21 protein-coding genes are annotated in these 19,442 nt (G+C 67.8%); 8 read left to right on the top strand and 13 right to left on the bottom strand.

The genetic code is table 11. From position 1 onward, the window contains the following. Nucleotides 1–6 precede the first annotated feature (6 nt). The 5 genes from ACSQ89_RS38760 (at nucleotide 7) to ACSQ89_RS38780 (ending at nucleotide 4,644) form a co-directional block, all read left to right on the top strand. A complete protein-coding gene (locus ACSQ89_RS38760) occupies nucleotides 7–822 on the top strand; it encodes a MetQ/NlpA family ABC transporter substrate-binding protein (RefSeq protein ID WP_436291175.1) in 816 nt (271 codons plus the stop codon). A 168-nt stretch (nucleotides 823–990) separates the two neighbouring features. Continuing rightward, complete coding sequence (locus tag ACSQ89_RS38765) at nucleotides 991–1,878, top strand: TauD/TfdA dioxygenase family protein (RefSeq protein ID WP_436297460.1); 888 nt, start codon at nucleotides 991–993, stop codon at nucleotides 1,876–1,878. A 12-nt stretch (nucleotides 1,879–1,890) separates the two neighbouring features. Beyond that, a complete protein-coding gene (locus tag ACSQ89_RS38770) occupies nucleotides 1,891–2,901 on the top strand; it encodes an ABC transporter substrate-binding protein (protein WP_436297461.1) in 1,011 nt (336 codons plus the stop codon). 4 nt (nucleotides 2,902–2,905) lie between these two features. Then, complete coding sequence (locus ACSQ89_RS38775; RefSeq protein WP_436297462.1) at nucleotides 2,906–3,778, top strand: ABC transporter ATP-binding protein; 873 nt, start codon at nucleotides 2,906–2,908, stop codon at nucleotides 3,776–3,778. After that, nucleotides 3,775–4,644, top strand: coding sequence for an ABC transporter permease (locus ACSQ89_RS38780; RefSeq protein WP_436297463.1), 870 nt, complete (start codon nucleotides 3,775–3,777; stop codon nucleotides 4,642–4,644). Before ACSQ89_RS38775 ends, ACSQ89_RS38780 begins: the two co-directional genes overlap by 4 nt. A gap of 330 nt (nucleotides 4,645–4,974) precedes the next feature. On the opposite strand, the gene ACSQ89_RS38785 is transcribed toward ACSQ89_RS38780, so the two are convergent. Continuing rightward, complete coding sequence (locus tag ACSQ89_RS38785; RefSeq protein WP_436297464.1) at nucleotides 4,975–5,850, bottom strand: IS110 family transposase; 876 nt, start codon at nucleotides 5,848–5,850, stop codon at nucleotides 4,975–4,977. Between the two features lie 85 nt (nucleotides 5,851–5,935). Between ACSQ89_RS38785 and ACSQ89_RS38790 the strand changes: the two genes are divergently transcribed. Beyond that, entirely contained in the window at nucleotides 5,936–7,072 is a 1,137-nt protein-coding gene (locus tag ACSQ89_RS38790; RefSeq protein ID WP_436297465.1) for an IS110 family transposase, read from the top strand. Between the two features lie 336 nt (nucleotides 7,073–7,408). Here ACSQ89_RS38790 and ACSQ89_RS38795 read toward each other — a convergent pair whose 3' ends face one another. Further along, a complete protein-coding gene (locus ACSQ89_RS38795) occupies nucleotides 7,409–7,696 on the bottom strand; it encodes a hypothetical protein (protein WP_436297466.1) in 288 nt (95 codons plus the stop codon). A gap of 163 nt (nucleotides 7,697–7,859) precedes the next feature. Further along, complete coding sequence (locus ACSQ89_RS38800) at nucleotides 7,860–8,096, bottom strand: hypothetical protein (RefSeq protein ID WP_436297467.1); 237 nt, start codon at nucleotides 8,094–8,096, stop codon at nucleotides 7,860–7,862. Nucleotides 8,097–8,302: 206 nt separating this feature from the next. On the opposite strand from ACSQ89_RS38800, the gene ACSQ89_RS38805 reads away from it, so the two are divergent. Beyond that, entirely contained in the window at nucleotides 8,303–9,169 is an 867-nt protein-coding gene (locus ACSQ89_RS38805) for a CmcJ/NvfI family oxidoreductase (RefSeq protein ID WP_436291180.1), read from the top strand. A gap of 38 nt (nucleotides 9,170–9,207) precedes the next feature. On the opposite strand, the gene ACSQ89_RS38810 is transcribed toward ACSQ89_RS38805, so the two are convergent. Then, nucleotides 9,208–10,782, bottom strand: a complete 1,575-nt coding sequence (locus ACSQ89_RS38810; protein ID WP_436297468.1) for a rhodanese-like domain-containing protein — start codon at nucleotides 10,780–10,782, stop codon at nucleotides 9,208–9,210. Further along, the gene (locus tag ACSQ89_RS38815; RefSeq protein WP_436297469.1) at nucleotides 10,779–11,756 is read right to left on the bottom strand and encodes a Bug family tripartite tricarboxylate transporter substrate binding protein; all 978 of its coding nucleotides are present in this window, start codon (nucleotides 11,754–11,756) and stop codon (nucleotides 10,779–10,781) included. Before ACSQ89_RS38815 ends, ACSQ89_RS38810 begins: the two co-directional genes overlap by 4 nt. Nucleotides 11,757–11,898: 142 nt before the next feature. Here ACSQ89_RS38815 and ACSQ89_RS38820 point away from each other — a divergent pair, with 142 nt between their 5' ends. Beyond that, nucleotides 11,899–12,831 carry a fatty acid desaturase gene (locus ACSQ89_RS38820; protein WP_436291183.1) on the top strand — a complete coding sequence of 311 codons (933 nt, stop codon included), beginning with the start codon at nucleotides 11,899–11,901 and terminating at the stop codon, nucleotides 12,829–12,831. 61 nt (nucleotides 12,832–12,892) lie between these two features. Here ACSQ89_RS38820 and ACSQ89_RS38825 read toward each other — a convergent pair whose 3' ends face one another. The 8 genes from ACSQ89_RS38825 to ACSQ89_RS38860 form a co-directional block, all read right to left on the bottom strand. Then, nucleotides 12,893–14,779: a family 2A encapsulin nanocompartment cargo protein cysteine desulfurase gene (locus tag ACSQ89_RS38825; RefSeq protein WP_436291555.1), complete on the bottom strand. Its 1,887-nt coding sequence runs from the start codon at nucleotides 14,777–14,779 to the stop codon at nucleotides 12,893–12,895. 65 nt (nucleotides 14,780–14,844) lie between these two features. Then, nucleotides 14,845–15,777: a family 2A encapsulin nanocompartment shell protein gene (locus ACSQ89_RS38830; protein ID WP_436297470.1), complete on the bottom strand. Its 933-nt coding sequence runs from the start codon at nucleotides 15,775–15,777 to the stop codon at nucleotides 14,845–14,847. A 68-nt stretch (nucleotides 15,778–15,845) separates the two neighbouring features. Then, nucleotides 15,846–16,115: a helix-turn-helix domain-containing protein gene (locus tag ACSQ89_RS38835; RefSeq protein ID WP_436297471.1), complete on the bottom strand. Its 270-nt coding sequence runs from the start codon at nucleotides 16,113–16,115 to the stop codon at nucleotides 15,846–15,848. After that, a complete protein-coding gene (gene epsC / locus ACSQ89_RS38840) occupies nucleotides 16,112–17,023 on the bottom strand; it encodes a serine O-acetyltransferase EpsC (protein WP_436297472.1) in 912 nt (303 codons plus the stop codon). Before epsC ends, ACSQ89_RS38835 begins: the two co-directional genes overlap by 4 nt. A 47-nt stretch (nucleotides 17,024–17,070) precedes the next feature. Continuing rightward, a complete protein-coding gene (locus tag ACSQ89_RS38845) occupies nucleotides 17,071–17,550 on the bottom strand; it encodes a rhodanese-like domain-containing protein (protein ID WP_436297473.1) in 480 nt (159 codons plus the stop codon). Nucleotides 17,551–17,807: 257 nt separating this feature from the next. Further along, nucleotides 17,808–17,951, bottom strand: coding sequence for a hypothetical protein (locus ACSQ89_RS38850; RefSeq protein WP_436297474.1), 144 nt, complete (start codon nucleotides 17,949–17,951; stop codon nucleotides 17,808–17,810). Continuing rightward, complete coding sequence (locus ACSQ89_RS38855; RefSeq protein ID WP_436297856.1) at nucleotides 17,945–18,076, bottom strand: hypothetical protein; 132 nt, start codon at nucleotides 18,074–18,076, stop codon at nucleotides 17,945–17,947. The genes ACSQ89_RS38850 and ACSQ89_RS38855 overlap by 7 nt, the downstream gene beginning before the upstream one ends. A gap of 132 nt (nucleotides 18,077–18,208) precedes the next feature. Next, nucleotides 18,209–19,342 carry a sigma-54 interaction domain-containing protein gene (locus ACSQ89_RS38860; RefSeq protein ID WP_436297475.1) on the bottom strand — a complete coding sequence of 378 codons (1,134 nt, stop codon included), beginning with the start codon at nucleotides 19,340–19,342 and terminating at the stop codon, nucleotides 18,209–18,211. Between the last annotated feature and the right edge of the window lie 100 nt (nucleotides 19,343–19,442).

Genomic DNA, 19,442 nt, shown 5'->3' on the forward strand with positions numbered 1-19,442 from the left:
ACTCTCATGAAAAAAGCATTCCTGCTGCGCCGCACCGTTATCGCCCTGTCCCTGACCGCACTCGCGCTCGGCGCGCAGGCGCAGGCGGACGCCAAGAAAAACCTCGTGATCGGCGGCACCGCCGGCTCCAACATCGACCAGCTCAAGCTTGGCATCGTGCCGATCCTCGAGAAGAAGGGCTACAAGGTGAAGCTGGTCGAGTTCAACGACTACGTGCAGCCCAACCTCGCGCTGGCACAGGGTTCGCTCGACGCCAACTTCTTCCAGCACACGGTCTACCTGAAGAAGTTCTCGGCCGACCAGAAGCTGGACATCGTCGAACTCGTGCAGGGGCCGATCGCGCCGTTAGGCGTCTACTCGACCAGGCGCAAGTCGCTGGCCGAGGTGAAGGACGGCGACCGCGTGACCCTGCCCAACGACCCGAGCAACCTGGCGCGCGCGCTGGTGCTGCTCGAACAGAACAGGCTCATCACGCTGAAGAGCGGCATCGATCCGATCCGCGCCTCCGAAAAGGACATCGACCAGAACCCGAAGAAGCTCAAGTTCATCCCGCTCGAGGCCGCGCAGCTGCCGCGTTCGCTCGGCGACACCGAGTACGCGATCGTCAACGGCAACTTCGCGATCTCCTCGGGCCTCAAGCTGACCGAAGCCGTGGCGCTGGAGAAGACCCCCGACCACTACCTGAACGTGGTGGCCGTCAAGCGTGCAGACAAGGATGCGCCCTGGGCCAAGGACCTGAGCGAGGCCTATCACTCGAAGGAATACAAGGCAGTGGTCGACGCAAGGTTCCAGGGCTATGCCAAGCCCAGCTTCCTGCAGTAGGACGCTTCGACTGGCGCTTCCAGGATCTCCGCGCCAAGTCGACGGCACTCCTTCGCCGCGCAGTCGCCTCAGACAGATTGCTCATAAGCAAGCGAAGAATCGTTCGTTGTCGATAGCGGACCGGGCACCTAGAGTCGCCAGTTCGCCTTCGCTCTAGATGTCTTCTTCATGCCGGCCGTCCTGTCGCGTTCCACAACTGTCCAGCGTTTCGATATTCGTCCTTTCGAAGCGCCCGTGGGTGCCGAGATCGTTGGCCTCGACATCGGAAAGCCGATCAACGAGGCTGATTTCGCGCGCATCCATCGCGCGCACCTGGACCACCACGTGCTCGTGTTCCGCGACCAGCAGATCACGCCGGACCAGCACATCGCCTTCAGCCGCCGCTTCGGCCCGCTCGAAATCCATGTGCTGCACCAGTTTCATCTCGAGGGCCATCCCGAGATCCTGATCGTCTCCAACATCAAGAAGGAAAACGGCGAGCCGCTCGGCCTCGGCGACGCCGGCGCCTACTGGCATTCCGACATCTCCTACAAGCCCCGTCCCAGCCTCGGCTCGCTGCTGCATGCGCAGGAACTGCCGAGCGAGGGCGGCGACACGCTCTTTGCCGACCAGCACCTGGCCTGGGAAGGGTTGAGCCCCGAGCTCCAGCAGCGCATCCTGCCGTTGAAGGCCGAGCACAGCTACCTCGCCAAGTACGAGGAGCTGCGCGCCAAGAATCCGTGGCGCCCCAAGCTCTCGCAGGCGCAGATCGACAAGGTTGCGCCCGCGATTCAGCCCGTGGTGCGCACCCATCCCGAAACCGGGCGCAAGGCGCTCTTCGTCAGCGAGCACTTCACCACCCGCATTGTCGGCCTGCCGCAGGACGAAAGCGATGCGCTGCTGGCCGAGCTGTTCGCGCACAGCGTGAAGCCCGAGTACGTCTACCGCCACCGCTGGGCGCCGCACGACCTGGTGTTCTGGGACAACCGCTCGCTGATGCACCTCGCCGCGGGCACGCCCGACGAACTCCGACGCAAGCTCTACCGCACCACCATCCAGGGCGACACGCCTTTCTGACCTTCAAGAAGAATGAACCGTTTCACACGCACCACCGCCGCGCTGATCGCGGGCCTCGGCCTGGCCCTGGGCAGCCTCGCCGCCCACGCCGAGGGCCGCATCCGCATCGCCGAGCAGTTCGGCATCGTCTACCTGCTGCTCAACGTGGCGCAGGAGCAGAAGCTTATCGAGAAGCACGCCAAGGCCGCCGGCGTCGACGCCAAGGTCGAATGGATCAAGCTCTCGGGCGGCTCGGCGGTCAACGACGCGCTGCTGTCGGGCAACATCGAGATCGCGGGCGCCGGCGTCGGCCCGCTGCTCACGCTGTGGGACCGCACGCTGGGCAAGCAGAACGTGCGCGGCGTCGCCTCGCTGGGCAACTTTCCCTACTACCTGGTCACGAACAACCCGAACGTGAAGTCGATCGCCGACTTCACCGACAAGGACCGCATCGCGCTGCCCGCGGTGGGCGTCTCGGTGCAGTCGCGCGTGCTGCAGCTGGCCTCGGCCAAGCTCTGGGGCGACAAGGAGTTCAACCGGCTCGACAGGATCAGCGTGGCCGTGCCGCATCCGGATGCGGCCGCGGCCATCATCAAGGGCGGTACCGAGATCACCGGCCACTTCGGCAACCCGCCCTTCCAGGAGCAGGAGCTCGCAGGCAACCCGAACGCGCGCATCGTGCTGAACTCCTACCAGGTGCTCGGCGGACCGGCCTCGGCCACCGTGCTCTACGCCACCGAGAAGTTCCGCAGCGAGAACCCGAAGACCTACCGCGCCTTCATCGATGCGCTCAACGAAGCCGCGCAATTCGTCAGCGCCAATCCCGAGAAGGCGGCCGACATCTACCTCAAGGTCGGCAACGCGAAGATCGATCGCGAGCTGCTGCTGAAGATCATCAAGAACCCTGAGGTCCAGTTCAAGACCACGCCGCAGAACACCTACGTGCTGGCCGAGTTCATGCATCGCGTGGGCGCCATCAAGAACAAGCCGGCTTCCGTGAAGGACTACTTCTTCGACGACGCCCAGAACGCGGCAGGGAACTGAAACGATGTCTTCGACGGCAGGTCTCGTCCTGCGCCATGGCTTGTCGCAGGCGCCCTTGCGCGGACCGGCACCGGCCGCCTCGTCCGGCGCCGCGGAGCGAGCCGGGCTCGATCCGCTGCTGCAGGTCGACGGCGTGAGCCTCGAATACCGCACACCGGAGCGCGTGGTCCGTGCCACGCATCGCGTGAGCTTCGACGTACATGAGGCCGACCGCTTCGTGCTGCTCGGTCCCTCGGGCTGCGGCAAGTCGACCTTGCTGAAGGCCGTGGGCGGTTTCGTCCATCCGGTCGAGGGCGAGATCCGGCTGGACGGCCGGCGCGTTGCGCAGCCGGGGCCGGACCGCATCGTGGTGTTCCAGGAGTTCGACCAGCTGCCGCCGTGGAAGACGGTCAAGCAGAACGTGACGTTCCCGCTGCGCGCCTCCGGCACGCTGGGCCGCAAGGAAGCCGAAGAACGCGCGCTGCACTACCTGGCCAAGGTCGGCCTCGCGCGCTTCGCTGACGTGCATCCGCATCAGCTCTCGGGCGGGATGAAGCAGCGCGTGGCGATCGCGCGTGCGCTCGCCATGCAGCCGCGCGTGCTGCTGATGGACGAGCCCTTCGCCGCGCTCGACGCCCTCACGCGCCGCAAGATGCAGGAAGAGTTGCTCGCGCTCTGGGAGGAGGTGCGCTTCACGCTGCTCTTCGTCACCCATTCGATCGAAGAGGCACTGGTGGTCGGCAACCGCGTCGCACTGCTGTCACCGCATCCGGGCCGCATGCGCGCCGAGATCAACAGCCACGGCTTCACGCAGGCGAGCCTGGGCGGCAGCGAATTCCAGGCCGCTGCGCAGCGCATTCACCACCTGCTGTTCGAAGAAGAAGCTACTGCAGCATGACGACAGCTCATCCACCCATCCGGCCCGAGTACGAACGCCCGCTCGAGGCCTTCACCGCCCTGCCCGTCGAGCGTCCGCTGCCCGCGGCCACCCGGCTCTGGGCCCAGGGCTGGCTGCGCAAGGGCCTGATCCTCTGCGCGCTTGCCCTCCTGTGGGAGCTGGCGGCACGCTGGCAGGACAACGACCTGCTGTTGCCGACCTTCGGCGCCACGGTGCAGGCGCTCGGGCAGGGCCTGGCCAGCGGCGAACTGCTGGCCAAGGTCCGCATCTCGCTGGCCGTGCTGCTGCAGGGCTACCTGGCCGGCGTGCTGCTGGCCTTCGTGCTGACCACGCTCGCGGTGTCGACGCGGCTCGGGCGCGATTTGCTGGACACGCTGACATCGATGTTCAACCCGCTGCCGGCGATCGCGCTGCTGCCGCTGGCTCTCTTGTGGTTCGGCCTCGGCCGCGGCAGCCTGGTCTTCGTGCTGATCCATTCGGTGTTGTGGCCGCTGGCGCTCAACACCTATGCCGGCTTCCAGGGCGTGCCGGAGACGCTGCGCATGGCCGGGCGCAACTACGGCCTGAAGGGCTTGCGCTATGTGCTGCAGATCCTGGTGCCGGCCGCGCTGCCCTCGATTCTTTCAGGGCTCAAGATCGGCTGGGCCTTCGCGTGGCGTACGCTGATCGCGGCCGAGCTGGTGTTTGGCGCCTCGTCGGGTCAGGGCGGCCTGGGCTGGTACATCTTCCAGAATCGCAACGAGCTCTACACCGATCGCGTGTTTGCGGGCCTCGCGATGGTGGTGCTGATCGGCCTCGCGGTCGAGAACCTGGGCTTCGCGACGCTGGAGCGGCTGACGGTGCGGCGCTGGGGGCAGCAGCGCTGATATGGCTTGATCCTGTCAAGAGGGCGAACCGAACCCTCCGGGTGCCGGATTGCAGAATCTTTCGTGAATGCCGGATGGGGAACGCGACGGAGCCCGAGTGCGTAAGCGACGGTTGATCATGCTGATATGCGTGGATTGGCTACCGACAGTTCATGTGTTCGTCGCGGGGCTGCCTGCTTTCTAGGGTCTGCGGTCGGTCACTGGCGTGGCTGTGCAATAGCGCTCCCGAGGATTCCCCTGTGGCCGTGGCTGCGCCGCGTTCCCGATCCAGCCTCAAGATGGTTGTTCGATAGGGCGCCTCCTTGGTGATGTGTGCATGTCATCGTGGCTTCACGTCGAGGCCGCCGGTGGCGGCGTCACCTCGCGCGCAATGGCCCATACGAACCCGGAGAGTTCGCGCGCGATGGCCACGACGACCTTGTTGTGCGGCATGTGCCGCGCCCTCATCCTCTTGAAGCGCGTGCACAGTCGCAATTGCGCAGTCCAGGCGATGTCGGTCACGGCCTTGGGCAGGTCCGCCTGGCGCTTGGCGATGTCTGCGCTGACTCTTGCCGGATAGCGGTACAGATGCGCCACCTCCACCAGCATGCGCCGCGCCGCCGAGTTGCCGGCCTTGGTGATGGCGCCCTGGCGGCGGCGCTGGCCGCTGGAGGCTTCGCTGGGTACCAGGCCCAGGTAGGCCATCAACTGGCGAGGGTTGGCGAAGCGGTGGAAGTCCTGGATCTCGGCCACCAGCGTGACCGCGGCAATGAGCTGCACACCGCGCAGTGCTTGAAGCGCGGCCACCACCGGTGCCAGCGACCAACCCGCCAACGCATCGCGCAGCGACTGCTCCAGCCTTGCGATGCGTGCTCCCGATTCGCTCACCGCGTGCAGGTACTCCTGGAAGGCGATCTGCTGCGCGGCGTGCGGCAGCGCCAGGCTGGCCAGCCAGCGCAGATGCGCCGCCGTCCAGGCGCTCTTGCCCGAGTACACCACGCCGCTGCGCAGCAGCAGCGCCTTCAGCCGGTGGCGCGCGTTGCGCTGCTCGCGCACGGCATCCTCTCGCGCTCGCACCAGGTCGCGTAGCGCCTCGTCCACGGCGTCGGGCACGCGCACCGCACTGAGTTCACCCGCGCGCGCCAGGCGCGCCAGCATCAATGCATCACGGCGGTCGGTCTTCACCCGGTCGCCCGAGCGCTTGGGGATGGACGAGGGCGCTACCACCTCGCAGATGCTATGTGGGACTCCCCGAGTTAGATCCGTTGAGCTAGAACGGAACTTCCCAACCTCTTTGTGCGAAGGAGATGGTATGTCGACAACCCAGACAGTCCCACAAGGCAAGGATACGGCGATCGCGGGCGACCTGCACATGAGCTTCGAGCTCGGCGACAAGTCCTGGAAGGTGACGGTGAGCGATGGCCGACACGGCCCGAGCCGATACAACGTTGACGCCGGCGACACGGCCGCAGTTGCGCACTGCATCGACAAGGTCCGGGAGCGCTGCAAGCTCGAGCCGCAGGCCAAGGTGCACTCGTGCTATGAAGCAGGACGCGACGGCTGGTGGCTGCACCGCTGGCTGATCGAGCAGGGTGTTGACAACATCGTGGTCGACTCCTCCAGCATCGAGGTGAACCGACACGCCCGGCGGGCCAAGACCGACCGGATCGATGGCGACAAGCTGTTGGCGATGCTGCTGCGCCACCATCGCGGCGAGCGCGTGTGGTCGGTGGTGCATGAGCCCACGCCCGAGGACGAAGACGCGCGCCGCATGCATCGCGAGCTCGCCCGGTTGACGCAGGAGCGCACCTCTCACATGAACCGCATCGGCTCGCTGCTGGTGCTGCACAACCTGCGCCCGCACGTCATCATCGGCGGACGCGACTGGGCGCGCTGGTGGGCGCGCCATGGCGAGCAGGTGCCACCTGTCTTGCGCGCCGAGATCGAGCGCGAGAGCGCGCGGCTGGCGTTGGTCAAGCAGCAGGTCAAGGTGCTGGAGACCGAGCGGCGCCAGGAATTGACCGATGGCAAGCAGCCCCTGGTGGCGCAACTGGCTCAGCTGCGCGCCATCGGGCCCAGGGGCGCCTGGGTGTTGGTCAAGGAGGTGTTTGGCTGGCGGCGCTTCGCCAACCGTCGCGAGTTGGCCGGCTGCTTGGGGTTGGCACCGACACCGTATGACAGCGGCGGCAGCCAGATCGAGCAAGGCATCAGCAAGGCCGGCAACAAGCGAGCGCGCACCTTGCTGGTGGAGCTGGCGTGGAGCTGGTTGCGCTATCAGCCTGACAGCGCCCTGAGTCAGTGGTTCAACCGGCGTTTCGGCGCAGGCGGCAAGCGCATGCGACGCATCGGCATCGTGGCCCTCGCGAGAAAACTGGCGATCGCCTTGTGGCGCTATCTGCAGTACGGCGAGATCCCGGCCGGGGCCTCGCTCAAGCCGGCTGCTGCTTGAAGTCCCGAGCAGCCTCGTTATTAACGCAAGGCGGTCAAGGAACGCATCATCATGATCAAAGGTCGGCGCGCCCGCGGCTACCACGGGTCACTGCATAGAAGTGACCGTCTCAGCAGATGGGGCGCGCCGGTAACCGGGGTTTGCCAGTACGCTTCGCGCGCATGCAGCATGAGGTGCAAGGTGTCCACGCCCTGCACGGATAGAAGTTCGTCCGAGCAACTGGCTCGAACGTTCGCCATGCCCCGACCTCGGATCAGGGATGCATCACCCGGTGCCCACGCCTCGCTCAGCAACACAACAGGTGTCGCCATGAAATACAGCTCATCGATCCGTTGATCAAAAAGGCTTGACAGACGAGCCCTCATAGAAGTGGTAGCCCAGCGCGGCGAGGTGGCGCTGCAGCACGAAGCCGCAGGGGCCCGCTTCGTAGACGACATGTAGGCAATGGCCCCGGCTGACCAGGCGGCGCAGGGCCTTGGTGACGGCAACGACGCCGCCGGCAACCGCGCCCAGATGGCGCACTTCGCCGTCACGGCCGGCCTCGGCCAGGGCGATGTCGATGCTGTCCTTGTGGACGTCCAGGCCAACGTAAATGGTGGCCGCAGTGGTGGTAGATTGACTCATGGCCCGTCTCCTTGCACGTTGCACGCTGTCCGCCCCTCGGGGTCCAGCGTTGTGGCTCGGCGCACCCACGGTGCGCAACCCACGATAGTCCCGGAGACGGGCCTCCTAACGGCTCAAGCCATTCTGTCTAGGCAGAGGGCGCCCGGCGATCGCCTGCAGCGGCTCAGACCGCCCAGCGCCAGCTCTGCGCAAGCGCGTCCTCCAGGCGGTCGCGGTCCGGCGGTGCGGCGTCATCCAGTAGCGGACTCTTTCCCGGCGCTGCGCTTCGCTTGTTGTGCAGCGGCGTGACGCGGACGGCCGCATCGCGCACAGGGGGCCCGCTCACCTGCCACAACACCGCCGTGACGGCAAGAACGCAACGGACCTGTTCGGCCGGCGAGACATGGACGATCTGCTTCACCCGTCGCATTCTGCAAAGAGGCGAGACGCTTGCCAAAGAAGGATTGCGAGTTATCTGATGCACTTTGCATCCGCACAGGGCAGCCATCCCGCGACCGGATCGCCCCGCGCACACGAAGCGGATAACCATATCGCTTTTCCTTCGTTGGTCGGCGACGGCAGCCGGGATAGCCTCCGTTCCTTCGAGCCAACGTCGAGGTGAATGTCATGAGTGCCGTATTGAATGACTGGCCGTCGTCCGAAACGCTGCCGTCCGTGAAGGCCGAACTCAACTACCTGAAGGCCGGCGAAGGCCGCCCCGTCAGCTACACCTTCGAGCCGCCGGACGGCCTGCCGTGGACGACCGGCGCGCTGGAGCCGCAGCGCGTGACCATCCGCGACGGCCGCCCGCTTGCCGCGCTGGGCGAGCTGTCGCTCGATCGCAGCGGCTTCCAGCACCTCGCGCACCGCAGCGCCCTCGCCGACTTCTCGGACGGAGCAGCGATCCGCTCGATCTACTATCCCGAATCGGAACAGCTGCTGCGCACGGCCACCGGCGCCGAGAAGGTGGTGGTCTTCGATCACACCCTGCGCGACAGTGCGCGCGGCTCGCGCGGTACCGCGTCGCTGCGCGAGCCGGTTCGCCGCGTGCACAACGACCAGACCTTCGTCTCCGGCCCGCGCCGCGTGCGCGACCATCTGTCGCCCGAAGAGGCCGCCGAGCGGCTCAAGCACCGCTTCGCCATCGTCAATCTCTGGCGGCCGCTCGCCACCGTGGAGCGCCTGCCGCTGGCGCTGTGCGATGCGCGCTCGATCGCGTTGGAGGACCTGGTGCCGAGCGACCTGGTCTATCGCGACAAGGTTGGCGAAACCTATTCCTTCACCTACAACCCCGCGCATCGCTGGTACTGGTTCCCGAAGCTGCGTCCCGACGAAGTGCTGCTGCTGAAGATCTACGACTCGCTGGCCGATAGCACCGCGCGCCTGACCGCGCACACTGCGTTCGAGAACCCGGCGGACGCACCCGACGCGCCGCCGCGCCGCAGCATCGAGCTGCGCGCGCTGCTGTTCTGGCCTGCAGCGCAGGCCGGGTGAGTGCGGTCGAGGTGACTGTACGGTCCCTTCGCTGAGGTTCACACGAAGAAGCGGAAGCGCACCGCGGGATCCTCGGTCACACGGCGGCTCAGGCCGCGCTCCCATTCGAGGTAGTCAGTCCAGACCTCGTCGCGCCGCGGGCCGGAAATGCGCATCACCGAGCCCCAGTCGTCGTCGAAGGGCGTCAGCAGTTGCTGCGGCGCATAGGACGCCTCGACGGGCCGTCCGTCGGCAGCCCAGGCGTCTGTTCCGGCGGCCAGCCAGGCGAAGGCCGATGCCGGCCAGCGCTGTCTCGCGTCGCGCGCGGCGAGACGGGCGGCGGCGCCGTCGGGCGAGCTGAAGACCACGGTACGGCCCGGCGCGAGCACAGGCTCGAGCGGCGCGAGCGAAGCGGGCAACAGGAAGCGTGCGCCCGGCAGGTGCCGCTTCTCGTAGTCGAGGCTGGGGCCGACGTCCACCAGCTCGGCCTCGCCGCGCGCGATCAGCCGTGCGAGCGCATCGGGCGCGAGGCCATCGTTCGCCGGCTCCGCTTGTTCCGGTGTCGGAGGCAGCACCGGCAGCTCGCCCGCGAGCACGTGGACCTCGGCCTGGTTCAGCTGCGCCAGCCAGAACGCGGTCACGGCCGCGCGCAGCCGATGCGGCTCGTCGATCAGCACGATGCGCGCGTTGCGCGTGCCGACGAGATTCTCGAAGTGCATGAGCAGCTGGCCGCCGGGAACATGGCGCACGCCGTTCGCTGGGGAAGAGGAAGGCCGGAGGTCGAACAGATAAAGGGTCCGGTCCCGGTCGGCCTGCAGCCGCGCCAGGCCTTCGGCATCGATGACGGACAGGCCGTGGCGCGCGATCAGCCGGTCGGCCAGCGCGCGCAGCAGCTCCGGCGGCTCGGCCGGGATGTCGTCGACGGGCTGCGCGTTCTCGACCACCGGGCCGCCGCGCAGTCCCCAGGCCATCACGCCGTCCTCCAGGAAGACCACCTGGTCGCCGCCGGCCAGCAGCCGCAGCGTGGTGGCGCCGACGATGCCGCGCGTGCGGCTGAAGCAGTTGACCACCCACACGTGACCGGGCTCGTTCGCGTGCAAGGCCCGCAGCGCCAGCTCGGTGCCCGCATAGTTGCGTGCGCCTTCGATCGAGAGGAAGTCGTACTCCTCGCGCGGCCGCGCGTCGATGAGCGTGATGGGCTGCCCCGTGCGCCGGCGTTCTTCGAACTCGGCCAGCGACAACGTGGGCGTGCCGTAGTGCAGGCGAGCGAGATCGCCGAAGGCCTTGACCAGGGTGGCATAGCCGTCGATGACCGGCAGGCCTGCCGCGCGCCATGCGTTCAAGCCGCCTGCAAGACGCCGCACGCGCGAGTAGCCGAGCCGCTCGAGCAGCGCGGCCGCGCGCGCGGCCGGGCCCTCCTGCGCATCGGCCTCGTCGCACACCACGAGCTCGGTCGTGCGGCGCGGGACCAGCGCGCCGATCTGCAGCTCCAGCGTGGAGAGCGGCGCCAGCCGCGCGAGGTTGAGATGCGCGTCGCAGAACCAGCGCGCCTCGCGCACGTCGAGCAGCGCAAGCTCCGCGCTTCCGAGCAGCAGCGCCTGCAGTTCGCCGGGGGAAAGGGCCTCGTTGCTCAATGCGGCTCGATCCCGGCCTGCTTGACCACCGCCGTCCACCGCACGGTTTCGCTCTGGATGAAGCGGCCGAATTCCTCCGGCGTGCTGCCGACGGTGAACGCGCCGATCTCGTCGTAGCGCTTCCTGAATTCGGGCGCCTGCACGATCGCATGGAGCTCGCGTGCGAGCCGGTCCACCACCGCCTTCGGCGTGCCGCTGCGCGCGACGATGCCGTACCAGGAGGTCACCTCGAAATCCGCGAAGCCGGCCTCGGCCGTGGTCGGCACCTGGGGCAGCCAGGGTGCACGCGTGCGGTAGGCCACGGCGAGCGGCTTGAGCTTGCCGGCCTGGATATGCGGGATCGCCGTGACCACCTCGTTGAAGATGAACTGCGTCTGGCCCGCGAGCAGGTCGTTGAGCGCAGGTGCGCTGCCCTGGTAGGGAATGGCGGTGAAGTCGGCGCCGGTGCGGCTGCGCAGCAGCTCGCCGGCGAGATGGGAATAGGCGCCGACGCTGACGCCATAGTTGAGCTTGCCCGGGTTCTTCTTCGAATAGGCGACCAGCTCCTGCACGCTGCCGACCGGCAGCGCGGGATGCACGAGCAGCACCTGCGGCGTCTGCACCAGCAGCGACACGGGCGTGAAGTCGCGTGCCAGGTCGTAGCTCAGCTGCTTGAACAGGGCCGGCTGCACCGTGAGGTTCGACGCCGGCGCCAGCAGCAGCGTGTAGCCGTCGGCCGGCTGCCGCGCGACATGGTCGAAACCGATGTTGCCGGCCGCGCCGCTGCGGCTCTCGACCACCACGGGCTGTTTCAGGCGCTGCTGCAGCTGCTCGGAGACCTCGCGCGCGATCTTGTCGGCGACGCCGCCGGCAGGGTACGGCACGACGACGCGCACGGTCCTGGCGGGATAGTCGTCGGCGGCTGCGGCCAGGCCGGCTGCGAGCCAGAGGGCCGGAAGCGAAAGCAGCAGGCGCCGGCGATGGAAGTGAGTCATGGAACAGCGAGCGCCGAAGTCTGGAAGTCCGCCAATCTAGGGCGCCTTCTCGTCAGCGCCAACGAAGCTTTGCGCATGTGCACATGCGCAATGGGCGCATGCGAAGAACGCGGCCCTTCCTAAGATCGGTGCGGTCCCTGCCATGACCACCACCGCCTGCCCCTCCCTTCCACGCCCGCCGCGCGCCACCTGGTGGCGGCACTATGAAATCCCCACGCTGCTGCTCGCCGCGGTGCTCTACGCCGCCTGGGCCGCGCTGCTGTGGTGGCACCGCACGCTGCCGGCGTGGCTGCTGTTCCTGCTCGGTGGCTACCTGGGGCAGCTCCATTTCTCGCTGCAACACGAGAGCATCCATGCCATGCGCCACCTGCCGCGCTGGCTGCGCCACGCGGTGGTCTGGCCGCCCATCAACCTGTGGCTGCCCTACCCGCTCTACAACCGCAGCCACAGCGCGCACCACGTCAACTTCCATCTGACGCATCCGCAGAAGGACACCGAGAGCGTCTACCATGCCGCGCACGCCTGGCAGGGCTACGGGTTACTTCGGCGATGGGTCTACGGCGCCAACCAGACGCTCGCCTTCCGGGTGGTGGTCGGCCCCTGGCTGCGCCTGCTCAAGATGGTTCGCGGCGAGGCGGCGCGGTTGCGGGCGCACGACCTGTCGCACGTCCGGATCTGGCTCGTGCATGCGCTCAGCGTGGCACCGGTACTCTTCTACGTGATCCAGGTCTGCGGCATGGACCTGGTCACCTACGTGCTGTGCTTCGTCTACCCCAGCATGATGCTCGGAGCCCTGCGCTCGTTCGCCGAGCACCGATGGAGCGACACGCCGCACGCGCGCGTCGCAATCGTCGAATCGAACCTGGTGTTCGGGCTGCTCTACCTCTACAACAACCTGCACCACGTGCACCATCGCGCGCCCACGATGCCGTGGTACGAGATCCCGATCCACTTCCGGCGTCACAAGGCCGCGGTGCTGGCGGCTAATGGTCACTTCTACTACCGGGGCTATGGCGAGATCACGCGCCGTTTCCTGTTCCGGCCGGTGTTCGAGCCGGTGCATCCGCGGTGGTAAAAAAAGCGGGCCTCGAGGGCCCGCCGAAGTCGCTTCGCGCGTGAATGGAGGTTCGGATCGGCTAGCCCGGATGGCGTCGTTGGCCAGCCAGGCCACGCACCACCGCCACCAGGCGATCGATCTCGTCGAAGGTGTTGTAGAAGGCCAGCGAGGGCCGCACCGTGGTCTCGACACCGAAGCGCCGCAGGATGGGCTGCGCGCAATGGTGGCCGGTGCGCACCGCGATGCCCTCCTCGTTGAGCGCTCTGCCCACCTCCTCAGTGCTGTGGCCCGCCAGCACGAAAGACATCACGCTGGCCTTGTCGGACGCGGTGCCGATGAGGCGCACGCCGGGGATCGCGCTCAGCGCCTGCATGCCGTGGCACAGCAGCGCGTGCTCGTAGCGCGCGATGTTCTCGATGCCGATCCTGTTCACGTAGTCGATCGCCGCGCCCAGGCCCACAGCATCGGCGATGTTGCCGGTGCCGGCCTCGAACTTGTTCGGGATCGGCTGGAACACGGTCTTCTCGAAGGTGACGTCGGCGATCATGTTGCCGCCGCCCTGCCACGGCGGCATGTCCTCGAGCACCTCCCGCCTGCCCCAGACCACGCCGATGCCGGTCGGGCCGAACACCTTGTGGCCGGAGAAGACGAAGAAGTCGGCGCCGATGTCCTGCACGTCCACGCGCATGTGCGAGACCGACTGCGCGCCGTCGACCAGCGCTCGGGCACCCGCGCGGTGCGCGAGCTCCACGATCTGCTTGACCGGCACCACGGTGCCGAGCGCGTTCGAGACCTGGGTAACGGCCACGATCTTCGTGCGGTCGCTGAGCAGCTTCTGGTACTCGTCGAGCAGCACCTGACCCGAATCGTCCACCGGGATCACGCGCAGCTTGGCGCCCTTGGCGGAAGCGAGCTGCTGCCACGGCACGATGTTGGCGTGGTGCTCCAGATGGCTGACGACGATCTCGTCGCCCTCGCCCACGTGCTGCGCACCCCAGCTTTTGGCCACCAGGTTGATGGCCTCGGTGGTGCCGCGCACGAAGATCACCTCCTCCACCTCGGGGGCATTGATGAAGGCCCGCACCCGCTCGCGCGCGCCTTCGTAGGCATCGGTCGCGCGTGCCGCCAGTTCGTGCGCGGCGCGGTGGATGTTGGAGTTCTCGTGCTCGTAGAAGTACGAGATGCGATCGATCACCGCGCGCGGCTTGTGCGTGGTTGCGGCGTTGTCGAACCACACCAGTTGGCGACCGTTGACGCGTTCCTGAAGCACCGGGAAATCGCGCCGCACCGCATGCACGTCGAAGGCCGGATGCCGCCCCTGCTCCGCCGGCGGCACGGCGCCGCCGCGGGGCGCCGGCTTGGCCGGCGTGACGTAGCCGCTGGGCAGCACAACCGCGTCGACGAAATAGAACTTCGGCTCGACCGAGGGCACGGTCGGCGGCACGCCCGGGCCGGCCGGCGCCGCCGCACGCGGCAGTTCGGCCTGCGCAAAGGGATGGGCGGCTAGCGCGTCGAGCGGATCGGCCACAGCCTCGCTGCCGCGCCCGCCCGCCGGGGGATGGCCATGGCGGTCGCCGACGAAATAGAAGGGCGAGGCCGGGACGGCTGGATGCTGCGCGACCTGCGAAGCAGCTGCCGAATTCGCCTCCGGCACGCCCAGCAGCCCGCCGCCGAAGCGCGGCTCGTAGGCCGGCGCGGTGCTGACGACGCTGTCCGGCAGGCCGTTGGCCGCGGCCGCGTGCGGCTGCAGCGCCGGGGCGCGATGCGCCAGCGAAGCCAGCGGCGTGGGCGATGCGGGCAGCAGGTTGGCACCCGGCACCAGGCCTTGCGGAATGGGCGTGCCCGGTACGCCGGGGCCGAAGCCGGCCGGACTCGCGAGCGGCGAACCCGGCGGCGCGATGTTGACCGGCGCCTGTACGCCCGGTGCAGCGCCGCCGGGCAGCGCCGCGAACATGGCCGAGGCCATCTGCGCGAGCACGGCGGGATCGAAGGGCGCCTCGAAGCCGGCGTCCGATGAAGGAAGCGATGTGCTCACTTGTAGGTGTCGGCGTAGTCGTGGTACTTGCCGACTTCGACGTCGTCCAGGACGGCCAGCGCGTCGGTGGTCAGGACCGCGAGCGAGCAGTACAGCGAGATCAGGTAGGACGCGATCGCATGGTTGTTGATGCCCATGAAGCGCACCGACAGGCCCGGGCTCTGTTCGCCCGCCAGGCCGGGCTGGAACAGGCCCACCACCCCTTGGCGCTTGTCGCCCACGCGCAAGAGCAGGATCTTGCTCTTGCCGTCGGCCACCGGCACCTTGTTCGAGGGGATCAGCGGAATGCCGCGCCAGGTGATGAACTGCGAGCCGAAGAGGCTCACGGTCGGCGGCGGGGTGCCGCGGCGCGTGGCCTCGCGGCCGAAGGCGGCGATGGCCAGCGGATGCGTGAGGAAGAAGGCCGGCTCCTTCCAGACCTTGGTCAAGAGCTCGTCGAGGTCGTCCGGTGTTGGCGCGCCGGTCAGCGGGAAGATGCGCTGCTCCTCGCTCACCTGCGACAAGAGGCCGTAGTCGGGGTTGTTGATGAGCTCGCTCTCCTGGTTCTCCTTGATCGTCTCGATCGTGAGGCGCAACTGCTCCTTGATCTGGTCGTGCGGGCTGCTGTAGAGGTCGGAGATGCGGGTGTGCACGTCGAGCACGGTGCTCACGGCATTGAGGAAATATTCGCGCGGCTGCTCTTCGTAGTCGACGAAGGTGCGTGGCAGCTGGTTTTCTTCTTCGCGCGCGGTGCAGGTGACCTTGATCGATTCCGGGTTCTTGACCTTGTTGAGCCGATAGATGCCGGCTTCGACCGGCACCCATTGCAAGAGGTGCGTGAGCCAGCGCGGGCTGATGGTTTCGAGCTGAGGGACGGTCTTGGTGGCATTCGCCAACTGGCGGGCGGCGTTGTCGCCGAGAGCGGTGGTACCACCGACTGTTGCACTCATGAGGGCTCCGTGAACATTGAAGAAAGAAACGAGGACACGGCGAGTGTCGGCCGCACGGGGCCGGTCGTTCAACAGGCTATAGCCGCCAAATTGATGCGTTGCGCCAGCCGCCGGCGCTCCAGCTCCTCGCAATGCGCGAACAGGGCCGCGCTGTGAATGCCAAGCGAATGGGCGAGCTTCTGCGCAGTCACGATCGAGGCGATCACGCTGCCCCGCTCGATCTCGCCCACGTACGAGCGATTCAGACTCGAGCGCTCGGCCAACCGCTCCTGCGACCAGCCCTGCGCCTCCCGAAGCTGCCGTACGACCACGCCGAAGTCCTGCACGAAGACCTTCATCCTGCCGCCCCCGGCGCCTTCTGCAGGCTGGCCTGGGTCACGCTGGCGCCCGGGGACACGTCGTCGGTCACCCACACGTTGCCGCCGATGGTCGCGCCCTTGCCGAGCCTGACGCGCCCGAGGATGGTCGCGCCGGCATAGATCACTACCTCGTCCTCCACGATCGGATGGCGCGGCAGGCCCTTGTGCGGATGGCCCTCGGCGTTCGTCGGAAAGCGCTTGGCGCCGAGCGTGACGGCCTGGTACACGCGCACGCTTTGCCCGATCACCGCGGTCTCGCCGATCACGACGCCTGTTCCGTGGTCGATGAAGAAACCGGCGCCGATCTGCGCGCCTGGATGGATGTCGATGCCGGTCTGCGCATGCGCGAGCTCGGCCACGATGCGCGCCAGGAGCGGCAGGCCCAACCCATAGAGCTTGTGTGCGAGCCGGTGATGGATCATCGCCAGCACGCCCGGATAGCACAGCAGCACCTCGTCGACGCTGCGCGCGGCCGGGTCGCCCTGGTATGCGGCGAGCACGTCTGTGTCGAGCAGCCGGCGCAGGCCCGGCAGCGCATCGGCGAACTCGCACACCGCCCGTGTGGCATCCTCATCGATCTGCTGCCCGCTCGTGCCGCGGTGGCGCGCGCTGAAGTCCAGCTCCAGGCGTGCCTGCTCCAACAGTCCGTGCAAAGCGGCATCGAGGGTACGGCCCACGTAGAAGTCCTCGTTCTCGTGTCGCAGATCCGGCGGGCCCAGCCGCATCGGGAACAGCGCGCCCTTGAGCGACTTGACGATCGCGGACAGCGCGTCACGCGACGGGAACTCGCGCGGCCCCAGCTCGCGCGAGCGCTTCTGCTGGTCGCGCCACTCGTCCCGTGCGCCGCGCAGCGCGCGCACCACCTCGCCCACCTCGACATGAGCCATCGACATCCTCCTTGAAACGATCTTTGTTGTCGCGCGCGGGAGAGACTTCAGTCCTGCACCCAGGGCAGGCCGTGGAAGCGCCACCCGTCCGCGCCGCCGCGATGCTGTTGCGCATCGAGCTCGCCCTCGAAGCCCTCGAGCACATTGAAGACATGCGTGAAGCCGGCCTTGGCGGCGGCCTCGGCCGCCAGCTTCGAGCGCTTGCCGCTGCGGCACAGCAGCAGCGCCACGGCCTGCTTGCCGCCCGCCTTCGCGAGCCGGGCCTCCAGCTCGCGCTCGAAACGCGGGTTGCGCGTGAGCGCGGTGCCGGTGGCCCATGGCACGTGCAGGCTTTGCGGCACATGGCCGACGAACTTGCGTTCCTCGCCCGAACGCACGTCGACCAGCACCGCCTGCCCCGCCTCGACCAGCGCCCAGGCGATCTGCGGGTACACCCCGCCTGCATGCGACCCGCCCTGCGCTTCGGCCTCTGCACGGGCACGCAGCAGCACCTCCGGCAACGCGACTTCCTCGACTTCCAACGACATCGTGCACAACCCCTTCTGATGCGGTTCGCCACCCTGGTGGGCGGCGATAGCCATCAATGTAGAAGGGGCGCAATGAATCTCAAACGAACGAAAAGTTGAATCTTCAGAACCAACTCAACTATGGTGCCGGCCCGCTGCTCGCCCCGAGCATGAGTCTCCGGGCAGTTGTCGAAGCTCGGTCTCTTCGAGTCGATTCACAGGTTCACCAAGGAAGCCGAGGGCGTCTTCGAGCGTCAGCGCACTTGGGCGCTGCAGGCTCAGGATCGAACGATCGTGCACGACTCGTCCTTGGCCCAGTCCGAGAAGCTCAGGTAGTAGGCCGACACATCTTGCTGGCCTGCGTTCAGGGCGGCCCATGCGGCCAGGGCCGCTCGCCCGCCACCGTCGCAATGCGTCACCACGGGCGCATCGGCCTCGATGCCCGCATATAGATCGGCGGCGCCACCGCGCGCGTGCCCGGATCCGGCGAATATGTATGGATGGAGAGGGTTTCGAATTTCCAGTTCTGCGACATCGTGAATTCCAAGGCCGGGAGGGCTTCAGGCGGCCCCCGTACGCCGCGGCCATTCTGGAGAGCGCCGTCGGGAAGCGGAAGTGTGGAATGCGCGGCTTCCTATGACGCAAGCGCACGACCGGCGCATGCGCGCCGCATTGCGCTTCAGCAGGCGAGCAGGAGCCGGCGATCCGCGCTGCCGCGCACGTCGGGCACGACGGTGGGCTCGGCGCGCGGCACCGCATCCAGCAGGCCGTGCCGGCGCAGCAGCGTGCGCAGCGTGTTGCGCGAGATGCCCAGGAGCCGTGCGGTCTGCACTTGGTTGCGCGTGCAGTGCGCGTAGGCCCCGCTCACCAGCGCCTGCTCCACCGCGAGAAAGAGCCGCGGTCCACGCGCCTCGAACAGCGCCTGCAGCGCGACAGCAAGCTGGTCCTCCTCCGCCTGCGTCGTGGCGGCAGGTTCCGGCGCCGGTGCAGGTGCCGTGGCCCCATGGGCCGAGATGTCGGGCAACTGCAGGTCCTGCGCCCGGATCAGGTCGCCGCGGCAGACGATCAGCGCGAAGTGGATCGCGTTCTCCAGTTCGCGGATGTTTCCGGGCCAGGGGTAGGCCAGCAGAACGGCCTGCGCGCCCTCGCTGAGCTGCGCCGCCCCGAGGTGCAGCTTGGCCCCGTAGAACGAGATGAAGTGCGCCGCCAGCGGAAGGATGTCGCCGGGGCGCTCGCGCAGCGGCGGCAGCGTGATCGGCGCGACATTGAGCCGGTAGTAGAGGTCGGCCCGAAAGCGCCGCGCCTCCACCGCCCGGCGCAGTTCGATGTTGGTTGCCGCCACCAGGCGCACGTCGAGCGCGATCGGGCGGCGCGACCCCAGCCGCACCACCTGGCGCTCCTGCAGCACGCGCAACAGCTTCACCTGCAGCGCCAGCGGCAGGTCACCGATCTCATCCAGGAACAGCGTGCCGCCGTCGGCCGCCTCGAACCAGCCGGCGCGCGCCTGGCTGGCGCCGGTGAAGGCCCCGGCCTCGTGGCCGAAGAGCTCCGCGTCGATCAGGTTCTCGCTGAACGCGCCGCAGTTCACGGCGATGAAAGGTCCCTTGCGACCGCTTTGCTGGTGCACATGGCGGGCGATCAGCTCCTTGCCGGTGCCGGTCTCGCCGATGACCAGCACGGTGGCATCGGTGCGCGCGACGCGCTCGACCTGCGCATGGACCTGCACCGAACCCGGGTCGCGAAACAACAGCGCCTTGGCGCGGATCGAGAGCGCCGAGGATGCGGAGTCGGGCAGTGTCAGGACGGTGGTCAAAGTCTGCGACGACGGCGCGCGCTGGCCGCGCGGCCGCCCAGTGGAACATGGCGGCACGATAGGGCCGTGACGGCTGCATAGAAACGAAGAAAACCGAACT

The sequence above is a fragment of the Variovorax sp. LjRoot175 genome (assembly GCF_964253805.1).
Classification (GTDB): domain Bacteria; phylum Pseudomonadota; class Gammaproteobacteria; order Burkholderiales; family Burkholderiaceae_C; genus Variovorax.

Coding starts and splice junctions, on each gene's coding strand:
- ACSQ89_RS38760 (WP_436291175.1), top strand. CDS start 7: ATGAAAAAAGCATTCCTGCTGCGCCGCACCGTTATCGCCCTGTCCCTG.
- ACSQ89_RS38765 (WP_436297460.1), top strand. CDS start 991: ATGCCGGCCGTCCTGTCGCGTTCCACAACTGTCCAGCGTTTCGATATT.
- ACSQ89_RS38770 (WP_436297461.1), top strand. CDS start 1,891: ATGAACCGTTTCACACGCACCACCGCCGCGCTGATCGCGGGCCTCGGC.
- ACSQ89_RS38775 (WP_436297462.1), top strand. CDS start 2,906: ATGTCTTCGACGGCAGGTCTCGTCCTGCGCCATGGCTTGTCGCAGGCG.
- ACSQ89_RS38780 (WP_436297463.1), top strand. CDS start 3,775: ATGACGACAGCTCATCCACCCATCCGGCCCGAGTACGAACGCCCGCTC.
- ACSQ89_RS38790 (WP_436297465.1), top strand. CDS start 5,936: ATGTCGACAACCCAGACAGTCCCACAAGGCAAGGATACGGCGATCGCG.
- ACSQ89_RS38795 (WP_436297466.1), bottom strand. CDS start 7,696: ATGAGTCAATCTACCACCACTGCGGCCACCATTTACGTTGGCCTGGAC.
- ACSQ89_RS38805 (WP_436291180.1), top strand. CDS start 8,303: ATGAGTGCCGTATTGAATGACTGGCCGTCGTCCGAAACGCTGCCGTCC.
- ACSQ89_RS38815 (WP_436297469.1), bottom strand. CDS start 11,756: ATGACTCACTTCCATCGCCGGCGCCTGCTGCTTTCGCTTCCGGCCCTC.
- ACSQ89_RS38820 (WP_436291183.1), top strand. CDS start 11,899: ATGACCACCACCGCCTGCCCCTCCCTTCCACGCCCGCCGCGCGCCACC.
- ACSQ89_RS38825 (WP_436291555.1), bottom strand. CDS start 14,779: ATGGCCTCGGCCATGTTCGCGGCGCTGCCCGGCGGCGCTGCACCGGGC.
- ACSQ89_RS38830 (WP_436297470.1), bottom strand. CDS start 15,777: ATGAGTGCAACAGTCGGTGGTACCACCGCTCTCGGCGACAACGCCGCC.
- ACSQ89_RS38835 (WP_436297471.1), bottom strand. CDS start 16,115: ATGAAGGTCTTCGTGCAGGACTTCGGCGTGGTCGTACGGCAGCTTCGG.
- epsC (WP_436297472.1), bottom strand. CDS start 17,023: ATGGCTCATGTCGAGGTGGGCGAGGTGGTGCGCGCGCTGCGCGGCGCA.
- ACSQ89_RS38845 (WP_436297473.1), bottom strand. CDS start 17,550: ATGTCGTTGGAAGTCGAGGAAGTCGCGTTGCCGGAGGTGCTGCTGCGT.